The 21,621-nt window shown below is 64.3% G+C and carries 16 protein-coding genes and 3 pseudogenes; 4 read left to right on the top strand and 15 right to left on the bottom strand.

Annotated features, from left to right (window positions below):
- A partial coding sequence (locus tag NM2_RS44850) for a transposase (RefSeq protein WP_218026121.1) occupies positions 1 to 237 on the top strand: 237 nt, incomplete at its 5' end.
- 514 nt (positions 238 to 751) lie between these two features.
- On the opposite strand, the gene NM2_RS44845 is transcribed toward NM2_RS44850, so the two are convergent.
- The 12 genes and pseudogenes from NM2_RS44845 to NM2_RS49915 all read right to left on the bottom strand — a co-directional run bounded on the left by NM2_RS44845 (position 752) and on the right by NM2_RS49915 (position 16,012).
- Entirely contained in the window at positions 752 to 1,882 is a 1,131-nt protein-coding gene (locus NM2_RS44845; protein WP_245718555.1) for a serine hydrolase domain-containing protein, read from the bottom strand.
- A 633-nt stretch (positions 1,883 to 2,515) separates the two neighbouring features.
- Positions 2,516 to 5,422, bottom strand: a complete 2,907-nt coding sequence (locus NM2_RS44840; protein WP_067683296.1) for a M48 family metalloprotease — start codon at positions 5,420 to 5,422, stop codon at positions 2,516 to 2,518.
- Between the two features lie 2 nt (positions 5,423 to 5,424).
- Entirely contained in the window at positions 5,425 to 5,985 is a 561-nt protein-coding gene (locus tag NM2_RS49925) for a hypothetical protein (RefSeq protein ID WP_157121931.1), read from the bottom strand.
- Positions 5,986 to 6,191: 206 nt separating this feature from the next.
- The gene (istB, locus tag NM2_RS44830; protein WP_281182845.1) at positions 6,192 to 6,950 is read right to left on the bottom strand and encodes an IS21-like element helper ATPase IstB; all 759 of its coding nucleotides are present in this window, start codon (positions 6,948 to 6,950) and stop codon (positions 6,192 to 6,194) included.
- Positions 6,951 to 6,998: 48 nt separating this feature from the next.
- Positions 6,999 to 8,546: an IS21 family transposase gene (istA, locus tag NM2_RS44825; protein WP_067683300.1), complete on the bottom strand. Its 1,548-nt coding sequence runs from the start codon at positions 8,544 to 8,546 to the stop codon at positions 6,999 to 7,001.
- A gap of 465 nt (positions 8,547 to 9,011) precedes the next feature.
- Positions 9,012 to 9,410: a hypothetical protein gene (locus NM2_RS44820; protein WP_067683293.1), complete on the bottom strand. Its 399-nt coding sequence runs from the start codon at positions 9,408 to 9,410 to the stop codon at positions 9,012 to 9,014.
- Positions 9,411 to 9,684: 274 nt separating this feature from the next.
- Positions 9,685 to 10,785, bottom strand: a pseudogene (locus NM2_RS44815) (IS3 family transposase).
- Positions 10,786 to 13,272: 2,487 nt separating this feature from the next.
- The gene (locus NM2_RS53245; protein WP_369690370.1) at positions 13,273 to 13,464 is read right to left on the bottom strand and encodes a hypothetical protein; all 192 of its coding nucleotides are present in this window, start codon (positions 13,462 to 13,464) and stop codon (positions 13,273 to 13,275) included.
- Positions 13,465 to 13,693: 229 nt separating this feature from the next.
- Positions 13,694 to 13,978: pseudogene (locus NM2_RS53240) on the bottom strand (IS3 family transposase); the annotation flags it as partial.
- A gap of 2 nt (positions 13,979 to 13,980) precedes the next feature.
- Positions 13,981 to 14,319: a transposase gene (locus tag NM2_RS44795; protein WP_067683287.1), complete on the bottom strand. Its 339-nt coding sequence runs from the start codon at positions 14,317 to 14,319 to the stop codon at positions 13,981 to 13,983.
- Between the two features lie 39 nt (positions 14,320 to 14,358).
- Positions 14,359 to 15,408 (bottom strand): annotated as a pseudogene (locus NM2_RS53575) (IS110 family RNA-guided transposase).
- A 217-nt stretch (positions 15,409 to 15,625) separates the two neighbouring features.
- Positions 15,626 to 16,012: a hypothetical protein gene (locus tag NM2_RS49915; protein WP_157121922.1), complete on the bottom strand. Its 387-nt coding sequence runs from the start codon at positions 16,010 to 16,012 to the stop codon at positions 15,626 to 15,628.
- Positions 16,013 to 16,247: 235 nt separating this feature from the next.
- Between NM2_RS49915 and NM2_RS44785 the strand changes: the two genes are divergently transcribed.
- A complete protein-coding gene (locus NM2_RS44785) occupies positions 16,248 to 16,814 on the top strand; it encodes a GNAT family N-acetyltransferase (protein WP_067683286.1) in 567 nt (188 codons plus the stop codon).
- 150 nt (positions 16,815 to 16,964) lie between these two features.
- On the opposite strand, the gene NM2_RS44780 is transcribed toward NM2_RS44785, so the two are convergent.
- From NM2_RS44780 to NM2_RS52340, 3 genes are all read right to left on the bottom strand, one after another.
- Complete coding sequence (locus tag NM2_RS44780; RefSeq protein WP_067683284.1) at positions 16,965 to 17,324, bottom strand: hypothetical protein; 360 nt, start codon at positions 17,322 to 17,324, stop codon at positions 16,965 to 16,967.
- Between the two features lie 457 nt (positions 17,325 to 17,781).
- On the bottom strand, positions 17,782 to 18,432 hold the full coding sequence (locus NM2_RS44775; RefSeq protein ID WP_067683282.1) for a LysR family substrate-binding domain-containing protein: 651 nt from the start codon (positions 18,430 to 18,432) through the stop codon (positions 17,782 to 17,784).
- 35 nt (positions 18,433 to 18,467) lie between these two features.
- Complete coding sequence (locus NM2_RS52340) at positions 18,468 to 18,752, bottom strand: LysR family transcriptional regulator (protein WP_067683280.1); 285 nt, start codon at positions 18,750 to 18,752, stop codon at positions 18,468 to 18,470.
- Between NM2_RS52340 and NM2_RS44765 the strand changes: the two genes are divergently transcribed.
- Complete coding sequence (locus tag NM2_RS44765) at positions 18,712 to 19,581, top strand: SDR family NAD(P)-dependent oxidoreductase (protein WP_245718552.1); 870 nt, start codon at positions 18,712 to 18,714, stop codon at positions 19,579 to 19,581. The two genes, NM2_RS52340 and NM2_RS44765, sit on opposite strands and share 41 nt — an antisense overlap.
- Positions 19,582 to 20,269: 688 nt before the next feature.
- On the top strand, positions 20,270 to 20,869 hold the full coding sequence (locus NM2_RS44760; RefSeq protein ID WP_439956995.1) for a DUF6642 family protein: 600 nt from the start codon (positions 20,270 to 20,272) through the stop codon (positions 20,867 to 20,869).
- Positions 20,870 to 21,621 lie beyond the last annotated feature (752 nt).

Here is a 21,621-nt window from a genome sequence, read left to right as displayed (position 1 = left end):
CCTCGCGGTAGCGATCTTGACGGGTGGATGAAGCAGGTTCGCGAGGCCGGGCTGACCGAACTCGGCCCGTTCCTTCGCGGCCTCGACCAAGACCATGACGCCGCGATCGCCGGCCTCACCGTGCCCTACAGCAACGGACCGATCGAGGGCGTCAACACCAAGACCAAGCTGATCAAGCGACAAATGTATGGCAGGGCCAGTTTTCAGCTACTTCGGCACCGCATCCTGCTCGCATAGCCTGGCCACCACCGAAAGTGAGCCAGAGCCGTTAAATTGACAGACCCCTGGCCGCGTTCCGACGAATCTCGACGTCGCCTTGCAGAACATGTTCGACGTACGACGCCGCGCTAGAGAGGAATGCGCTGGTATCGATCGAGTTCAGAGCGGCCCCAATCTGACTGACTTCCACACCGCGAAGCCCGGGCACAAACACGACAGCCAGCTGATCGGCTGTCGGCGTGGATGCTGTCGGACTCACACCGGCAGCGTAACCGGGAACGCGAAGTGTTCCGGAAATTCGCGAAACACGAGGGCGATGGAGTCATCTATGACCTGTTGAACTCTGGCTTGTTGCTGGCGGTTATGTAGACGACGTATCGCTGGGGATGGCGGAGTGTGCCGCGCGGGTGTCCCGTCCAGCAAGTCGCGGCCATAGGGCGCTCGATATGCGGCACGGGAGCTCGGTGGCTCGGACCGGAGCCGGTCGGCCCGATGAGTAGTGTCGTGTCCGTGGATGGGCAGACTGGATTGTTCACCCACACAGTGCGTGGGTGAGCAAGTTGCGGATATCCACGGTGGAGGGTGTGCCGGTATAGGAGAAGGTGACCGCGAGCCCGGACGCGGTGGCGCCGGAGATGGCCGAGAAGCCGTGGACGTCACCGAGGTGGCCGACATATTGTGGGCCGCACGGTAATTGGGTGTAGGTGATGCCGAGCCCGTAGGACATGCCGTCACCGTGGCCCATGTCGGTCCCGTCGAGCATCTGCTGCAGTTGGGTCGGTGGGACCACCTGCCCGGCCAGTAGCGCGAGGAAGAACCGGTTCAGGTCGGCGCCCGTGCTGACCAGCGCGCCAGCCGCCCACAGTAGCGACGGCTCCACCCGCGTCTCGTCGGTAACGGTGCCGTCGACGGTGGCGTAGCCGGTCGGATGCGGGTCGCGCAGGCCGGTTTCGCCGGTGGCTGGCAGGTAGGTGTCCGACAGGGCCAGCGGACTGAGAATGCGGCCGCGCAGTTCATCGGTGTAGCGGTGTCCGGTCACCGCCTCGATCAGCATGCCGGCGACGATGTAGTTGGTGCTGGTGTATTTGAATTGGGTGCCGGGGGCGAACTGCGCGGGACGCCGTAGGGCGGCTGCGATCTCCTGTGCTGGGGTGTAGGTACGGCCGCGCCGTGCCGCCTCGTACTCGTTCGTCTCCGGGGATACGGTCAGTTCGGGCAGTCCGCTTCGATGGCCCAGGATCTGGCCGACGGTGATGGCGTGCCCGTCGACCCCGTTACCACTCAGCAGACCGGGCAGATACGTGTCGATCGACTGGTCGAGGTTGATCCTGTGTTCGGCCACCAGTTGCAGCACAATCGCGGCGGTGAAAGCCTTCGTGATGCTACCGACCCGGACATGCTGGGCAAGATCGCGAGAGATCGGGGTCCCTGTGGCGATATCGGCGAGGCCGGAGGTCGCGACGGTGGTGGTGCCGTTCTTGGTGAGCGTGGCTATTGCCCCGACAGCACCCGAGCGGATCAGCGCATCGAGGTCGCCTTGCACCGCGTCCACGCGGGCGAGGGCAACCGACGGTGCGGGGACGGACTCGACCGAACTCGTCGTGCAGGCAGACAAGAGCACCATGGCTGTGCAGATCGGGAGAACGAAGGCTCGTATGCCCATGATCCGACAGTAGGGCCCCAAGGCCCGCGAACGCATCGGTAGTAGTGCAGCAGATCAGACCGGAGTACGTGGTTTGCCACAGTCACCACGAAAGCCACTGAGCTGCGCAAACCTCTCACTGAACCGCTTCGGCCCCTCGGTGCCCCCAAGAGAACCGGCTGCTCGCCGATGGCGTCCAAGTCGTGGTCCTGGATCCCGGCACGCGCCGCGTGACGGTGCCTGCGGCACGGGCGCGTGTCCTTGTCGAAAGATTTCGCAGTCAGCGCGGTGTGCTGATCTGCACGCTTAGTGGACACGACCGGGGTTCCAGCCGATTCCTGCTGCTGGAACAGTCGAGAACGTGCTCGTGTCGTTCTTGGCATGGCCCGTTGTGAGGCTTGCATACCGCGATCGGTCCGCAATCCGACTGGTTGGTGAACCGAGGTTCGGTCGATTTCGGATGTCCGGTCAACTGACCCGTGGCTCGCGGAAGAACTGTGCTTGGCTTCCTCGTCCAAGCCGACGGTGTGGATGCCCGCACATTCGCGAACACCCCACACTCATGGATTCCCTGATGGCGGGACAGTCCAACGCCAGCGAGCACGGTGGCCTTCGCCTGAGCGATAATTACGTCCAGCACGACCGCTGGGGCAGTTAATGGTGCTCGGGGGTGTTGCGTTGATTCGGAGGCATCATGGCCAACATCTGGTTGAGGACGGTTTCGAAAGTTTCGAATGCGTTGGTGATTTCGTCGAGGGATTTGGCCGGGCTGATCGGGGCGCTGGGGGCAGGTGGTGGGGTGGTCTTGTTCGGCGGATCAGCGTCGTGAAGGACGCGTAGGCAGTCCGAACTCCCAGCCTGTGCCTGTGTGGTGAATCGCTGCCATGTGGTCTGGATTGCTGGGACGGGGACGCGGAAGAATTTGTCCGCGTCATCGGCGATCTTTCCCAGGTCCGTACAGGCGCTGAGCATCTTGTGGTCGGTATCCTGGGTTCCGTCGCCGGATGGTTCGAGAGCCTTGCTCATCTCCCTCTCCACGCGACTTTGTCTGATCAGCAAATCCTTGCCGCCCACCAGGTTCCACGCGACCAGTTGCATGGTCCTGGTGTGCGAAGAGATGGGTGCCACGGCCACTTTCATCACGCTCGTCGGATTCGGCAGGGCTTGTGGCTTCCAGTTAGCCCCGAATGCCTGCCGCCAGCCGGTCACGGCTGTCACACCCACGGCCGCACTACACAGCAACACCACCCATCGGCGGCGACTCGAGAGGGTTTCGGGCCGAGGCCGCGCCGACGACGAACGTGGAGGTAGCTTCAGGATTTCCGTGCGTACCAGGTCCGCGCCCGCCACGGCGGCTACGGAAGCGAATGCGGCGATTGCGCAGTAGATGACCGCGGCCGGTATCAGGTCCAGGAGTGGATCCATCGCAGTCGGGTGCCATCGGCATGAGGATGCGAGCGTGGTCAGCGGCGGTATGCAGCCGTCGAGCCAGGTCAGGACCGCAATCCCGGTCATAGTGACCAGCGACGCAGTCTGCGCGGCCATCAATGCCGTCAGAACTCGGAACCGATGCCCTCGGGCGCCGGTGGTGAGCGCGGCAAGGGCGGCGGTGAATGCGAGGGACACCAGCAGCCATGTTTCGTAGATCATGTCGTATTCGCCGCCCCGGACCTTGGGCGTCGGTGGCCGCCACGTGTGCATGTAGGCAAGGACTGCGATCACTGCGCCGATGCCGGCAATGCCGCTCAGCAGCCCGGGGCGCAGGATCGAACGTAACGGTGGCGGGCCCGGCTGTGGTGCGGGCGTATCGGCTGTGGCACAGAGGATCTGGATCCATCGTGGCGTGGCTTCGCGTGAGCGGGCGAACCATACCCCCAAGGGAACGATCCACAGCAGGGTTACCGCGGTCGGAGCCAGCCACAGATCGTCCAGATTCAGTGCGGGTGCCCACAGTCTGTCCGCGAGCCAGATTTCTCCCGTGTGTCCGGCGACCGGGGCCCAGAACGTCCGGCGGAGAAAGGCGGAGTCCGTCCACACTCCCATGACCAGGACGGCGCCGTTCCTGTCCCACCACATGAGCCAGGAGGCCAGCGCTGCGGCGGCGGGCACGAGTATCAGCGGGATTGTCGGCCGAATCGTGCGTCCGGGCCACACCCGAGCCAGCAGTAGGGCGCAGCGAGTGGTCCAGACGGCGAAGACCACAGCGGCAACGACCATCAGTAGCAGGAACACCGGCTGCCTGGGCAGCCAGCGGGCAGTGGCGATGTCGTCCGCGATCAGTTCGCTCAGGGCCAATCCGATCCCGAGCCACAACCCGGCACGGATTCCGGACAGCACCGGTCGGCCGATCACCATCGCGTAGGAGACCGCACGGCAGAGGGCGAATCCGACCACCCCGGCGATCATGCCCGCCTCGACCAACTCGACGACCTGTGGGATCACCGACTGGGTGTAGCCGGCACCGGGCACAAATTCGGTGATCATGTGATTGCCCAGCCCGGCCGCAGCCCCGGCGAGCACCATAGACAACCCCTGAACACCGAACAGCACGGCGGGTTCTTTCAGATTCTCGTCGCGGATGGCCATCCGCGGATGGGTGCGCCACAGTTCTGCGATGTTTCGGGCTGCGCGCGCGGCCCAGCCGGTTGCGACAGCGGGCGACGAGGATGGCCAACCGCTGCGGTCGGCTCCCCAGTCCTTCGCGGCGAGATCGGCATACAGCTCGCGACTGCGTAACACATCTGCCCGCGCCAGATAAACCACGACGGCAAGAAGGACAGCCACGGCGAGCCTCCAGGCAGCCTCCGGCGTATCGTCGCGCCAGTACGCCGGTTTGAACGCCAGATAGTCGACGTAGTAGACGATGTAGGGCATCAGGATCCCGACGAGGAACGCTCGCCACAGCGCCTCGGTCAGGTACGTGATCGTGAGATCCCGGTTCCTGACATGTCCCAATTCGTGTAGTACCACTGCCGAGAAGCGTTGCGGCGCACTGGTCCTGACGTCCAACAGGCCATTGTGCAGAGAGATGATCGGCCGTGTGGTGCGCCCGAACACCACCGCTCCGGTGGAGAACGCGGTCGGTGCGACCGCGAAATCGATACGGGGTCGTGGCGCCCCGGCCGGGCCGGTGGTTGCGATCAGGTCGTCGAGGTGATGGTGTATTTCTTTGTTCTTGTCGACCGAAGCCAGAGAGACCATCGCGCCGCGACGCTTTTTCCACGCCGGGAGCACGAAGAACACCCCCGCAGCGGCCACGAACACCATCACCGTCCACACCAGGGGCAGCCAGGCAGGCGGCCCCGGTTGGTAGCGTGCCGCGCATTGATCGACAAGATCCCACCTGTCGATCAGTGTCCAATTCGCTGACGTGTCCTGGTTAGGATCACCGCCCGCGGCGAGGATACAGTCGTAGTCGTTCGCGGTGAACACTGTGGCGATGTCGAAGGTCATCGCGATACTCGCCACGCTGATGAGCATCAGCAGCAACGCGAACCGGGTGGTCGTTCCGGCGCCGAGGAATCGGTACTCGATCGGGTTCGCCGCCGGTGCCGAGGTCACTGCTACTCCTCGGTGCCGTGGTCACCTTCGTCGCTGGTCGACCGTAGAGGATCTTCGGTGGCGGTGGTCTCCGAGTTGTCGGAGGTTCCGCGTTTCAATCGGTTCTCGACCGCTTCGGCGATCTTGGTTGCCTCGTCGTGCTCGATTCCCCGTTGCTCGGCCAGCTCCAGCACCTGGCGCCGGACCTGCTCGAGCTGCCCGGATGTCAGCGATGGAATCACCGCTGAAGGTGACGACTTGCGGAAACTCTTGCGCAGCAAGGCTTTTACGCCCGCACTCACGCCATCGACCGCAGTGTCAACAGCGTGTTGTGCCACCTTGTCCACCACGAGCCACACCACCGGCGTCACCACCGCCACAACCTCATCGACCCCGAAACCCAGAGGCTCGCGAGGAGGTCGTCGACGCCGTAACTGCCTAACTATCACCCGCTCATCAAGTCCGGCCATGCGATCGATGAGAGCGAGTTCCTCGGGTGCGACCTCCGCCACAATATCGCTAACCACCGAGCGAACCGTAACCGCCTGCGGCGCACTCGAATTGACGCTCTCTTCACTGGTCACCGCGACCTACCCCCAGAACACGATTCGGAATGTCGCGTGGAGCCTATACCGCGCTCACTCGGCACACGCGGTTTCGCGCGGATTCGGGTGCAAGGTTATCGACAGCGCCTCCCTGTGGACGGTCACCTAATTCCCCCGGCCTGCCGTCACGGAATTCCTCCAGTTGGCGGGCCTCGCTGCCAGCGTAGCGGGGCTGCTGGGCGGGGTCAGGTGGTGGGTCGTCCGGGTCGTTTGCGGGGGCGGTAGGAGGGTCCGTCCATCAGGACTTGGTGGCTGGTGTTGATGAGCCGGTCGAGCAGGCTTTCAGCGACGACGGGGTTCGGGAACAGCGGATACCAGTCCTTCGGGGCCCGGTTCGAGGTGAGGACGAGGGGTTTGCCGCTGGTGGCGCGGTCGCTGATGAGTTCGTAGAGGTCATCAGCGTGCATGGCGGTGTGCTCCCGCATCGCGAAATCATCCAAGATCAGGACGTGGGGTTTGGTGTATTCGCGGATCCTTTTGCCCCAGGACCGATCTGCGTGTCCGCCGGCCAGGTCGGCGAGCACTCGTGAGGTTTTGGCGAAGCGGACATCGGCGCCGCGGCGGGCGACGGCGTGGCCGAGGGCTTGTGCCACATGGGTTTTCCCGACCCCGACCGGCCCGAACAAGATCACCGACTCCCCGGCATCCAGCCAGCGCAACGCGCCCAGATCACGGATCATCGCGGCGGGCAGTTTCGGGTTGGCGGTGAAGTCGAAGTCCTCGAAGGTGGCCTGTTCTTCGAACTTGGCGCGCCGGATTCTTCGTGTGAGCGCGTTGGTTTCGCGGCGGGCGATCTCGTCCTCGCAGAGGACCTGCAGGAATTCCAGGTGCCCGAGCTGCCCGTCCCGGGTTTGGGCCAGGCGCGCGTCGAGAGTGTCGAGCATGCCGGTGAGTTTCAGCGCGCGCAGCACGTCGCGCAGACCGGGGTCACTGATGGATGACAAGGTGATTCTCCAGAATATTTCACGAAAGTGTTGGGTGGACAGCCTGTTTCAGGCTGCGGGGTGATCACCGAACTGGTCGGGGCCGCGCAGGAACGCCGGGACCGCGGCAATATGGCCGCGGCCGGCCTCGAGGGGATCGTCGGTGTCGGTGCCGGCGGCGAGGATGCCTTTGACGGTGCGGTAGGACGGGTCACCGGCTTCGATCGCGCGGGCGCAGGCGGCCTCGAGACGGGCCGGACCGTATTTCTCCCGCTGCCGCAGGATGCCTTGGGCGGCGCGCAGTCGATGGATCGCGTTGGGCGACAACAGTTCACCGATCACCAGTTCGCAGGCGGGACCGATCTCGGCGGCGATCTTGCGGCACCAGGTCGGACCTTGCAGATGGAACGCAATCCGCTCCGGCGGGTAATGCTCGAGATTCGTCGCCCGACCGGACAGGTGCAGCACATGGGTGGCCACCACGTGCTGGTCATAGAAGACCTGCACGATGTCGCCGCAGGTGCGTGCGTGCAGCCGCTGCCCGATCAACCGCCACGGCACCGAATACAGTGCTTTCCCGATCTTGAGGTGGGTGTCCAGGCCGACCACGCCGGTCGACCAGACCGCGATCTCGAACGGCGTGGCAGGCAGCGGCGCCAACGCGGCGGCCTCCACCGCGGCGAACACCTGCGCCGGTTGCCCGCCGTCCAAGGCCCGGGATTTCCGCAGTCCCGCGACCTGACTGCTCCAGCGAACAGCCTCGGCCTGCATGTGGACCAGACTGGTGAATTCTCTTCCGCGCCAGAAGGAATTGCGAACATACGGCATCGGCCGCTCCACCCGCGGCTTGTCCTTCGGCTTCCCGGCCCGCGCCGGATCCACCAGCGCGCCGTAATGCGCGGCGAGTTCACCATAGGCGCGGTTGAGCTTCGGGTCATAGAGGTCGGGTTTGTCGACACCGGTCTTGAGATTGTCGATCACCAGCCTCGCGGGAACACCATCGAAGAACTCGAACGCCGCCACATGTGAAGCGCACCACGATGTTTGGTCCATCTTCAGCACCGGCTGCACGAACAAGTGCCGCGAGCACGACAACACCATCACGAACGCCCAGACCGACACCCGCTTCCCGCTCGCCGGGTTGGTCCACATTCCCAACTTGCCGTAATCGATCTGCGCTTCGCTGCCCGGTGGGACCGCGCCGCGCGGCACGGTCACTTTCTCCCTAGCGATCTCCTCAGCGAAATGCGCTGCGACCCAACGCCGCACCGACGATTCCGACGCGGCCAGGCCGTGCTCGTCACGCAGACGCTGCGCGATCGTGGCCACCGTGACATCGGCGGCGAGCCAGTCTTTGATCGTTTCGGTGTGCTCGGCGATCGCCGGCCACGTTTGTGCCCGTGCAGCCGGATCGTGCAGTGCTGGAAACCATTCCGCCGCCTTGGCCGCCCACTGCTCGACCGACAGCGGCGGTGTCACGCCGGGTGTGATGCCCTCGGCGATCGCCGGAGCGACGTATTTTCGGATCGTCTTGCGATCGATGTTCAGCGACGCGGCCATCTCGCGCTGCCCGCGACCGGCCTGCCAGTGGGTGTAGAGCTCGACAAGATCGAACATCGAGAAACTTCTCCTCGCCATCTCACCGCCTCTTCTCGCCCGGGAACAACCGTTCGAGAACAAGCGAACCTATGTGCGAGGCCCACCCCGAGCAGACACACCGCCAAGGTGGAGGAATTACGTGACAGCCGGTGGAGGATATCCGTGACAGCCGGGTGGAGGATATCCGTGACGGAAAACGCCCTCACCTGGGGGAATTAGATGACCGCTGACAGTATGAGAAACGTTATCCTGCAAGGTCACCGCCGTCAGCGGAGATGTCTGCGTAGCGAATACAGCCAAATCGTGCGGCGTCGGATACGACAACAGGAAATGGCATCCGGCCCGCGGCCGGGCAGGTCGACCGCGCTAGATCGGTGCCCCCCGCAACGCGAGTTCCTGCGACAACTGTGTCCAATATGCGGAATCACCGTGTGCGTCATGCACCAACACGAACTTCGGCCGACCGTACCACCGCCGCAAAGCTTAAAATGAATCGATAAGTTCTTTCGCGATAGCGGTGAGCCGGTCGTCGCTCGGCATGACGAAGTTGACGATTCGGTCAGAGGGGACGGTTCCGCGATTGCGGCAGATTCCCGGGAATCGTGGACGTATGCCGCTGGTTTCGAGGCGCTTGATCCATCGCACATGCGGGTCTGAGGCCGACCAGTCCGTCGCCAACCAGCCGAGTTGCTTGTTGCCGACATAGGCTGCCACAGCATGAGGATTTGCATTGTTGGGCTTTAGCTTCAGTGTGACCTTGACCGGCCCCAGTGGCAATCCGGCGAGGTTGGCCTCGAAGTGATCCGTGCCCGATATCGCGCGCTCGCGCCAGCCGGGCCCCGGCGGCAGGGTGCCGTCGAGACCGGATAAGGAAGCATCCAAGGGGACGGGGGCCGGTGCGTCGACATCAACGGTCCTGGCTCGCGGCCGAGACGCACTTGCCGACCGCGGTGCGACGTTCCCGTACGTTGGACTCGCGCCAAGCGAGCGCCTGCTCTCAGGTGTGCCGAATATTCGGGCGAAGAGTCCCATGCACGAATAGTAGCCACCTATTCAGTTCGTGCTGGCGGCCTTTCGCGCTCACGGGGTGTCGGTGCGGAGCTGACGGGACCCCATGGTTCGGTCCAGTGCGTGTGAGAGCCGGTTATCGGTGGATTCAGGTTGCAGCGTATCCGGCTGGGGTGTTGTAGCCCAGTGCGGAATGTCTTCGGCGGTGGTTGTATTCGTTCTTCCAGTCGGTGATCGCGACGCGTGCCTGGGTGAGAGACCAGAAGCTGTTGATGTTGAGGCATTCGTCGCGCAGGCGTCCGTTGAACGATTCGATGTAGCCGTTGCGCCAGGGCTGGCCGGGCGGGATGAACGCCAGCCCGACCCGTTCGCCGGTCCAGTCGGCCATCGCCTGGTAGGCGAATTCGGGCCCGTTGTCGCAGCGCAGGGCGGCCGGGTATCCGCGGTCGACGGCGATCCGGTCGAGCTCGTCGATGAGCCGGTCGGCGGTGATCGAGCGCTCGACCAGGCCCGCGGAGACATTCACGGGTGTGTTCGTCGACGATCGAGACGATCTTGACCGGGTGGCCGTTGTCGGTGGCGTCGAACTGGAAATCCACCGCCCACACCCGATTCGGTGCATTCGCTTCCACCACCGTGGTAGTGGAGGTGCCCAGGTGTTTTCGGCGGCGCCGCTGCGGCACTCGTAGCCGCTCGTCGCGCCAGAGGCGTTGGATCTTCTTGTGGTTGACCGTCCAGCCTTCGTCGCGTGCGTCGTGGTAGGCACGGCGGAAACCCTGCCGTGGATGCGCTTTCGCCCAGTGTCGTAACCAATCACGTAGCGCCGCATCAGGATCGGCGGTGGTCTCGCGGGCCGCAGGCCTGCGTTGGGTACTTCGGTGTTGCCCGGTGACCCGGCAGGCGAACCGCTCACTCACCTCGAGCGCGCGCATCAGGTGCGCCACGGCCACCCGCCGGCGTTCCGGGTCTAGAAGTTTCCCTTCGCGATCTCCTTCAGCGCCGCCTTCTCCAGCTTCGTCTAGGCGAGAAGCCTTTTCAGGGGGGAGTTTTCGCGCTCGAGGTCCTTCAACCGCTTGGCATCGTCGGCCTTGAGGCCACCGAACTGGTTACGCCACCGGTAGTAGGTGGCCGCGGTGATCTGCAATGTCCGGCACACATCGGCGACGTCCTTACCCTCGCTCAGCAGTCGATCGGCCTCGCTCAGCTTGCGCACGACCTGTTCAGGGGTGTGCCTCTTACGTGTCGCCATGGTCTTCGAGCCTTCCCGCCCACTACGTGGGCCGCAAGGCTCTCACACTCCCCGGACCGAAATCATGGGGTCAGATCACCCAGATCCGTAGTCGCTACGGGGATGAATGGGTCATAGGCTTTCTGCCGCAACATGATTTGGGCGGCCTGCCGCTCATCTCTGCTGCAGATCTCTGGTGGCCCAGGGCGATGCGGGCCAGGGCGTGCCTGCATGGTTGCTGTGGTGATCGGATCTGCTGGACCGAGTGTCCGGTCCGGTCACGCTGGCCCGGGAAACCCTGACGGCACTATGCGCCAAGTGATCTGGGAGGTGTCGATCCGCGGCGCTCAGCGACAACGCCGCCCGCCACTGTCCGACTCACGGTAGCGAGACCCTGCTGCCTTTCTCGAACGCAACCCGGACGATCTGACCGGGGCGTTGGGACATCTGTGCATTCGGCCGAGCACCTCTGCATGCCGGATCAATTGAGGAGGGGCAGGCTCCTGGTGTCCGCCAGGAGGCTGCCCCGACGTAGCGATTACTGGTTCCGCTTGCGGTAGTACACCGCAAACAAGCGCAGTATCTCGAGCAGTATCGGGGCCGCCGCAACCCAGCCGGCCAGCAACCCCACCGCTGTCGCGATCGAGACAGCGAGGGAAAGTGCCACCAGGGGGTGGATTCCGCGTGCGGCATGCGGGTCCGGAGGGTTCGGCTGAGAAATCTCAGGGGGCGGCGTCACGCTCACGAATGCTCCTAATGTTTGTGCTAGCTGGATGTTTGGAAGCGCCGCTGCCCTCATCTGCCGGAACCGGCGGGGGCAGCACCCTTTTGGGTGGTTGATGGTGCGGCGATTGCCAGTGTTGAGGAGAATTCGACGATTCGCAAAGCCTGCTCAGCCACCATTCGGCAGTAGGCTAAGGTTGGCACACAGTTAGCAAATAGCTTGCGGGTGGCCAACTTTCGTTCAGCCGGTGCTGCGGACTACCGAAGCCGGACGCCGCCAGGCACTGAGGGCTTCGGATCTCGAGCAGATCGTTGGCGCGAGTCGTCAACTACACGTGGGCTCTTGCCAAACGATCGGGATGAGGTCGAGGTCTCGGAGATCGACACGATCGCTCGCAGGAACACGGTGTCGTACGCGCAATGGGATACCGAGCGGACAGACGTGTGATCTGCGTGCGCGGAGTGCGCGCGGTCGGCGTGCGCCGCGCGCGAGTGAGCAAATATCGCCTTTCAATCATCGTTCGAACGCATGAGAAAAATGTGGCGATCGGCCCGTGGGAACGTCGGCGCCGGGGTGGGGTGTGTTGGGAACGCCCCGTCCTGCCTGGGGTGGGGTGTGTTGGGAACGCCCCGTCCTGCCTGGGGTGGGGGCTGCGATGAGAACGCGTGTCCTGCTGACGAAGAGGCGATGGTGACCTCCCCGAAGAGCTGTGACGGTCACGAAGGGCAGGCGGCGGAGGCGTCCCTTCCGTGAGAGTGAGACAGACGGTGGTGGGAACGCTCCCTCAGAGGAAGGGAACGGGGACCCCTTCTCTCAGGAGCGCGGTGGTGGCATCCCCTCCCGGGAGGACTTCTGGCGGAGACGCCCAGAGGAGGGAAGCCATCGAGATACCTTCCCGGGGAGGGGGACGGTAGCGGCGACCTCTCCGACAGTGAAGGACGGGTAGCGGACTTGGCAGGCAACTTGGTTGTGATCGGCGGCGCGGGTGCGCGCGATCGACGGCTTCCGGAAGTTCGCGCGCGATCGGCGAGGTATGTGCGATCCACTCATTGCGGGGCTCGCCTCGAGCCGCGTTGTGCGCGATCGAAGGGGAGCGGGTGCGCGCGATCGTGAAGTGCGCGATGCGCGCGGTCTGCGGGTGCGGCGCGCGCGATCGTCGGCCGAAACCGCGCGCGACGAGAGCAGCCGGGGCGCTACGAGCCTGTGGGGGCATCCCGACGAGACGAACGGGCCGACGCGGTCATCAGTCAGTCTCAGCAGCGCTTGATCAGCGACCTGATGGTCGACGCTGGCTACATCCACGCCTAGCGCAAAATGTCGGAGTTCCCGCCAAGGTGGTTCGGCAGCGACCAGTCAGCACAATTGCAAATATGACACACATCACCTCAGTTGGGCTGCTGTATGGCGGTCTGAGCAGCGGCAATGAGTCACCAAATGGGTTCTTGTGCGGCGCGGAGAACTCGAAGTTGATCAATTCCGGGGCCCGCTCTGGACTTGCGGCCGGTGTCGGATTGCGCGAGTGAATGTCCAGTCTGTGAGACCGGTTAGGGCGGATCGTTCACGCAGGCCGACTTCCTACAACGGGACTGCCCCGGATCTGATTGACTCGCGGGTTGTGGTGGTTTCAGGCCGCGAGTGAGGCTTGGCTCAGGGTCTCGTACTCGACCGGAGTTAGCCGGGACAGCCCTCACCGGCGCCGTCGGCGGTGGTAAGTCCGCTCGATCCAGCACACCATGGCCAGACGCAGTTCTTCCTTTGTGTCCCGACGCTTCCGGTCGAGCACGTTACGTTGCAGCAGCGCGAACCACGACTCCATGGCCGAGTTGTCCGCAGTCTCCGACCAAACCCATCGATTGCGCGATCCCATTGTCGGCCAACCGATTAGCGAAGCGGATAGCCGTATAGGTCGAACCGCGGTCGCTGTGATGAATCAGTTGCCCGTCCCGGATCTCCCGGCTCCAGACCGCGTATTCCATCGCCCCGAGCACCAACTCGGTATCGCAACGGTCGGAGGTCTTCCACCCGCAAGAACTCATCCCGCACCGCCGCCAGCCAGAACGCGCCTTGGCCGTACGGGATGCGAGTGGCATCGGCGACCCACAACCGGTTCGGTTCTTCGGCGGTGAAATTGCGGTCGACCAGATCCGGTGCCGGAGGGGCCCGTGGATCCTGCCGGGTCGAACCAAGGCGCCATTTCTTGCGCAGGAACGCGCCCTGCAACTGCGAGGCCCGCATCAACCGCTCCACCCTCTTGCGTCCGACACGAATCCCTCTGCGCCGCAACATCGCGTGCACTCGCGGCGCCCCGCAAGTGCCACCCGAACTGGTGCGGATGTCAACGATCTCGGCCAGCAGCTTCTCGTCCTCGACATGACGATCCGACGGCTGCACGGCGCGTTTCTTCCATTCGTAATAGGTCGAGGACGCGATGCCCAGGACCCGCAGTACGAGCTCGACCGGGTGCTGGCTGTTCTGTTCAATGAACCGCATGATCACCGCCGGGTCGGGCCGAGCACCGACGCGAAATACGCACTCGCAGAACGCAATATCTCGTTGACCCGCTCCAACTCCACGCCCCGCTTCTTCAACGCTCGGTTCTCGGCGACCATGGCGGGCCTCGGCCCGTCATCACGTTCGCCGACATCGGCCTCGACCTGGCGGATCCAGTTCCTCAACGCCTCGTGATGCACCCCGAGCTGCTCGGCCAGCTTCCGGATCGTCGGCTGCGGATCGGACTCCCGATACAGCCGCACGGCCCGCGCCTTCAACTCGTCCGGGTTACTTCTTCGGTGCTGCCACGAATGACTCCTTCCGGTCCTATCGGACCACACTCAGAGCCCTCCGAAAAAGCGGGGGTGCCTCTCTATTTGTCAAGTCGCGGAACAGGACTCGGTTTCTCGACGGTGGCGTCTGGTGTCGTCGGCGACCATGATCCGCCAGAGGACGTTGGATAGCTGCCGTTTCAGGCAGCGCATGGCCGCTCGTGGGGAGGCTCCGCCCGCGAGGCGCCGATCGTAGTAGGCGCGGCCGGCACTGCCGGGCATCCGGACCTGCACCATGGCGATGGTGTGGATCGCGGCGTTGAGCTGCCGGTCACCGTAGCGGCTGAGCCGATGCACTTGGTGATCGGCGCTGGCGATCTCGATCGGCGCGGTGCCGTTGTAGGTGGCGTAGGCAGACGCGGTGGCGAAGCGCGTCGCCGGTCCGGTGCGGCCGATCAACCGACCCGCGAGAACGGGACCGACTCCGTCGATCGTCCGCAGCCGGGTGCCGTGCTCGTCGAGCAAACTATCGATGTCGGCCTGGTTGGAGGCCAACTGCTGGTCCAGGCGGCGAGCGTCACCGATCAGGTCGTTGCATAAGCTGACGCGGACCCGGTCGGACAAGGTCCGCGCACGGAATCCCCGCAGCACAGCGGCAGCTGTGTTGGCAGTCAGGCTGGTCGGAGCACCGCCGGCCAGCAGCTCTCGCAGCAGCGCGTGCAGCTGGTTGACGGTGCGAGTCTGGTTGGTGGACAGATCGTTCGCCGTTCATCCAGCATCCGCAATGCGTCGGCGTGTTCGTCGGTGACGACCGGTTTGCAGTCACCTTGCAGCGCGGCGACACACGCTGCGCCAGCGGCGTCGATCTTGCGGCGGCCGCCGCGCGAGAGCTCCCGCACCCGTGCGGTTGCGGTGGTCGGCACGTCCACCACCGTCTCGCCGTGAGCGATCAGCCATCGCGGCAGGTGCCGGCCCAGGCCATCGGCATTTTCCACGGCCCATCGTCGCTGCGGCGACGGCTTGGCCCACGCGATCAAACGTTTGTAACCGGCCAGGGTTGCCCTCGATCCGGACCGAACCCAGGTCGGCATTGGTGGCCGGGTGCACTGCGCTGGCGGTGTGAGTGCTCTTGTGCGGATCGACGCCGATGACGACCATGTATTTCGGGTCCCTTCTCAAACATTCGGGTGGGATCCGCGGCGGACAATCCGACTTCAAGTACCTTGCCCGTGCTTGTGGTCATGCATCTCTTCAGTCACGCCGTGAACGCAGGCCAGGTGGCGCGACATACCCCCGCAGAGTCAGCCGAAAGCCCTTCGGCGACAGGAACCTCAGGAGTCAAACCACCCGGCCCGCTGCGGCACGCTACGGGGAGCTACCCCGACCGCGAACCGCTACCGGACATATAAGTCGGAACCTCACTGCCTTGCTCGACCTGATCATCGATGACGTCGCCGTCTGGCTGGCAGCCGAATATCACGCAGTCCACGGAGCCAAGACTCCGCGAACCTGAACCGGCCACGCCACCACCGAGATCCACGGCCAATATCGACCCCGGACTGGCTGCTTGACCACTGTCACCACACCATGCAGCAGCCCCTCCGTCCATGCCAGTTCTACAGAGAAGCTCCGGAGCGAATTCCTCGCCGACCCACTGTCCGAGCGCGACCGCGTACGGCGTGCCCGGCCCGGACGACGGCGTGAACGCCCGGGTCGCCGAAGGCTGCCCGCGTTGAGGCGGCGAGCGGGTGATGTCGGTCATGCGATCACGATACGAGCGGGCACCGACACGCGGACATTGCGGGCATGGCCAGCACCCTGATGCCGTGCCGAAATCGGCGTGAATTCCGGGCTGGGCCTGGGTACCGTCTTAGCGTGCCATGTTTCGCCGCGGGTCGTACCCGCCGCTGAGTAGACGGTCTCAGCCGTCGTGATCACCGCGCAGCACCAGTCTCTGCGCGGGTCTCGGACGTACCTGCTCAGCGAAAGACAACGCCATGGTTATTCAGCTATGCACCCCCGCCGACCTGCCCGAAGTACTGGACATCACCCTGGAGGTCTTCGGCCCCTTCTACGAACAGACCTTCCGCTCGATGGTGACTCCGGAGGTCTTCGAACATCAGCACGGATCGTGGGCCGAGGACTACCGCCGGATGGTCCCCGGCCTTCTCTCTGACGAGCAGGGCAAGCACGTGGTGCTCGCCCGAGAGGGCAGCGAGATCGCGGGTTACCTCGCGTGGCACACCGACATCGACCGCCGACACGGTGAGATAGACATCCTTTGCGTACGTGAACAGTGGCGCGGCAAGGGATTCGGTCGCGCCCTGTGCGCATGGGCAATCGAACCCATGCGCAGTGAGGGCGCTGAGGTTGTCCAGATCGGCACTGGTGGCGATGACTTCCATGCGCCGGCGCGGCATCTGTACGAGTCGCTTGGGTTCAGTCTCGTGCCGGTGGCCGTCTCCTGCACAACATCGGCTGAGGGGCCACAGATCATCCGCAAGGTGTTCTCTTCCAGGGCATCTACGGCTGCTGTCTGGCCGCTGGCTAGCCTCGCGGCATGAGCGTCGACGACATCAGCAAGCTGCGACAGGACCTAGCCTCCCGCCTCGTGACAGCCCTCGGTCTGCCCGCCTCGGTCGCCGACGGCCGAGGCGGCTTCGACAAGTTATTTGGTCCAGGCCGATCCCGGACAGCTGCCCCGGTGTGGTTCGTCAGTAGAGGTTGGTGGGCAGCCACCAGTCCTGGGTGAGTCCGATCTCGGGGGCGATCTCGCCTGAGCGTCGTTCGTGGCCGCGGGCGATAACGACCTCGACGGCGCCGGTCTTGGCGAGGTAGGGACAGCGCGCGGCGGACGCGGTAGCGCAGTCCGGGTGCAAGGGTGCCGAGGTGGGACAGTGGCCGTCGTGGTCGACGAAGACGACCGCGGTGGTGGGGTCGGCGGGTAGTCCGCAGTGCTGGCAGAGCCACTGTTGTTGTGCGGCGGCGAGGCGGCCGCGGTGGATCATGCGCCAGTGTGGCCGCAAGGCCTCGTCCGGATCGGTGGTGACGGGCGTGATCCAGGGGATCGGCATGCCTTGGTGGACGGGTCTGCGGTGTCCGGTGGGGTTGTGGTCGACCTGGGCGGCGTCGAGGAGTCGCCAGAGCGGTGCGAAGATCCCGCATGCCGAGCACGAGGAGGTCTCGCAGGAGACGGTGCCGGTGTCCAGACCCAGCAGCCGTGGCCGGCCGCAGTCATCACACGGCAGCTGTGGCAGTTCGAGCGCTTTCTGGGGCTCGGGGGTCAGCGTGATCAGCTCGGGCAGTGTCGGGGTTCCTTCCGGGGTGCCGGGCGCGTTCGCGCCGCCTCGGCTGCTTCACTGTAGCGAGTTCGGTACTGTGCCAGGGGATTCTGGGTCGTTGTTCAGCTGCGGTGCTGATCTGCTCAGCGTTCATCACCGGTGGCCGGCCGAGGTGCCAATGTTCGAAGTCGAGGGCACGGGATCTCCGAACGTTCTCGGGACAGGGGTTGGTGTCGTAACGTGGTCCGTTTCATTGCTGCATTGACTTTGGATCGGTTGTCTCCCTGGTCTTTTCGGATCGGCGGGGGTTCGCCGTGAGGCTGTCGTACAGCGTGGTGGCGACGGTTGCGGCGGCTTGTGCGTAGGCGTGTATCTGGGGGCGATTGTCGTCGGAGCGCCAGGCGAGGGCCAGGTGACATGGGGAGATTCCGGTGACCGGTCGTACGGCCACACCACCGCGTGTGAGCAGTGGTGCGTTTCCTACGGCGAGCAGGCAGATGCCGCGCCCGTCGACCAGTGCTTCGTAGGTCTCGTCCGGGTTGCTGATCACTGCGCCGATGCGAGGGGTGTGGCCTGCGCGTGCGTCGAGGGCCAGCCAGTACTCGCGTAGTACGCCGGCGGACTCCGGTAGCGCGAGGAAGGGTTCATCGAGGAGGTCGGCGAATGCGACGGTGTCGTGCGAGGCGAGCGGGTGTTGTTGTGGCAGTGCGACATAGCGGGGTTCGGAAACCATGACGATCCAGCGGAAACGATGTTCGTCGGGAAGCGGCAGCCATACGTACGCCAGGTCGGTCGAGCCGTCGCTCAGGCCCGCTGTTGAGTCCTGCCAGCCGATTTGACGCAGTTCCAATCGGGCTGAGGGGTATGTGTCGGTGAAACGCGATCGCACTGCGGGCAGCATGCCTCCTCGGCCGGGGCTGGTGCTCATACCGATTGTCAGTCGGGTCGCCTCGTGAGCCTTGACCTGCTCGAGCGCGGCCTGGCCGGCGTCACAGGCCGCCAGTATCCGGCGCGCGTGCGGCCCAGCGTGGTGCCTGCGGCGGTGAGTCGGACTGACCGTCGGTCGCGTTCGAACAGTGCGGTGCCCAGGGTCTTTTCCAGCAGCCGGATCTGTTTGCTGAGGGCGGGTTGGGATATGAACAGTCGTTCCGCGGCCTTGGTGAAGTGAAGTTCTTCGGCGATGGTGACGAAGTATCGGAGGTCGCGGCTGTGGACGTTCATAACCAATGGTTATCAGAAGGGGTCTTGGACGCGACCGCCCAGCAGGTTGGACGGTGAGAGGGGTCGAAAGAAGCAGACAGTTCCGGGAGTAGATGTGAGCAAGGTATGGCTGATCACGGGTGCCAACAGTGGATTCGGTCGCGCGTTCGCCGAGGCGGCGGTGGGTGCGGGAGACACCGTGGTGGCCACCGCTCGAAGGCCTGAGACGCTGGTCGATCTGGTTGACGCTCGTCCGGGGCAGGTGCAGGCGGTGCGACTCGACGTTACCGATAGTGCCGCGGGCCGGGCGGTGGTCGACGATGTGGTTGCCCTGCACGGTCGTATCGACATCTTGGTCAACAACGCGGGCCGTACGCATGTTGGTGCGGTGGAGGAGACCACTGACGCGGAATTGCGTGATCTTTTCGAGGTGCACGTGTTCGGTCCCGCCGGGCTGATCCGGGCAGTTCTGCCGCACATGCGTGCACGCCGCTCCGGTGCGATCGTGCAGATCAGCAGTGTGGGAGGACAGATGTCCTTTGCCGGTTTCTCTGCCTACAGCGCGACCAAGTTCGCGCTGGAAGGTCTGTCCGAAGCGCTGGCCGACGAAGTCGCGCCGCTGGGGATCAAAGTGCTCATCGTGGAGCCCGGTGCCTTCCGCACCACCCTGTTCGGCAATGCCTCGACGAGCGCCCGTATCGCCGATTACGACGCTACGGTCGGGACCACCCGAGCCGGCGTCGCGGGGGGGAGACGGCAGCCAGCCCGGCGATCCGGCCAAGGCCGCCGCCGCGGTGATCGCGGCGCTGGAAGCCGAACACACGCCACTACGATTGCCCCTGGGAAATGATGCTGTCCACGGCGTGCTCAACCACGCCGACGCGATCCGCGCCGACGTCCTGGCATGGGAGAAGGTCACACGGGCCACGATGTTCGACGACTAAAGGCATCCTGTCGAGTGAACCGTGGGGGCTCTTGGTGACACGGCTCTGGCACACTTTCGATGGCGGATTGCTCTGGGGGACGGCATGATTCGTCGGTGTGTGAGGTAAATAATGCTGTTGGCGTTACATTTTCGAGCATGTCACCCGCTGATCGTCGGGGTGATGGATGAGGTGGTGCGGGCGCGAACACTGGATGGCTCGGCTTCCCGCACGACGTCTGTCGACATCGCGGAGCGGTCATCACTAACTTGCATCGCGCGATTCGAGTCGTGCGGTCTTGACTGGATGCTCACTGGTTTCGGCGTGTTCGCCCATGGGGGCTGTAATCCGGACTTGCGTTGGTGGCCTGCGACATCGGAACCGAACGAATCTGAACTCGAACACTGTCGGTCGCACCACTGGGGACCGGCCGGTGGGCCCGAGCAGGGAGACGCAGACCTTCATGGGTGTGACAAGCGGACGGCGACGTGGCAGCGATTCCGGGATCGTCCGTGCACGGCCGTGGGCCTACCCTGGGGATGGTGACGGTCGTCGGCTGGGGTCGGTTTGCCGGAAACCGCAGTGGACATTGGGAATTGAGGGAGGGCGGCGACAGTGAAGCCACCGGGTGTGTTATGTCTGGAGGGGGATTGGGAGGAGTCGTTGGAGAGTCGGCTCAGTGTCGAGTCTGCGCTGAGGTTGCTCGAGCGTGCCGGACAGATTCGGCTGGTCCACCGTGACGTCGGAACGTATGCCGAGCTTGAGCACTATGTCGACCGCTGGCTGAATGGCGAGTTGAGGGGATATGACTTCGCCTATTTCGGCTTCCACGGTGCTGCCGACACCCTTTGCGTCGGCGATCGTGACATCTCCCTTGCCGAGTTCGCTGGCCTCGTGGATGGGCGATGCGCTAAGAAAATCCTCTACTTCGCATCTTGTAAGATGCTGGCGTCCTCGGACGAGACTCTGATGGCATTCTGCAAACGAACCGGCGCACGGGCGGTCGCTGGCTACACCCGAAATGTCGATTGGGTGGAGGCGGCGGCTTTCGAACTCTTGATGGTTTCCGATCTCACGCACTCGGTCAACATGAAGTCGGCTTATGACAGGCTGCGGAAGGGGCATCCCGAGCTGACGAAGAAGCTTGGATTCCGAATGGCTCACTCGCAGTGGGCGTCTGAGCGCTCGATCGCTGCGGGTGCGTTGGACGGGTGAGCGCCGTGGGCGTGGAATCTGTCGACCTGTTTCAGTTCCTGGTACTGGGCCCTGCCACCCATCCCCGTTATGACATCGAGGGGACGAAGGACGCTGGTCGCTCCGGTCGCCGATGTGTGTCGCGCCGTGCAGACCGCCGAGGTCACCGACTGCCGCTGGCGTGACCAGTTTCGGTGGGCGGAAGATCGACTACGTCATGCGGTTGATGGACCTGCATCGAGGTCGGCGAGAAATTTCGGGCCATTGCGCTACGTCGTATCGGCGTCCGGCCGCTTTGTATGCTGTTCGTCAACGGCGAGAAGCGCTTCGATTCCTCCGGTCTGGTATCAGACTGTGCTGTGATCCGGAACAACATCTCGAACGTTGCTCTCCTGGAGGCATTTCGGGCGATTGTTCCTTGCTGTAGGCCGGGATGAGCTGTCGGTTGGGTTCGACTGTGGGTATCCGACTCCTACAGATACAAATCGGCAACCTCATCGCGGCAGAGGAAGAGCGACACAGTGGACAGTCTCAACGATCCGATGCCGAACCTCCCGGACCGCGGATCGCAGGGTTACCCGCGTTGGACGGCGATCAATGAATCGGTCTTCGCGCATGAGCGGTCTGGTCTGGGGCGGATTCGCCGGGCCGTGCCCGATGTCGATCCCTGGCGGGCGCGTGGTCGAACTTCAGCTTCGCCACGGCCGAGGGCCGGATGTGTGAGGTGGATTTGCTGATCGCCGCGCCGAGCGGGATACATGTGGTCGAGTGCT

The organism is Nocardia miyunensis NBRC 108239 (assembly GCF_001613065.1).
Lineage (GTDB): Bacteria > Actinomycetota > Actinomycetes > Mycobacteriales > Mycobacteriaceae > Nocardia > Nocardia miyunensis.
This window is presented reverse-complemented; position numbering and strand designations above follow the sequence as displayed.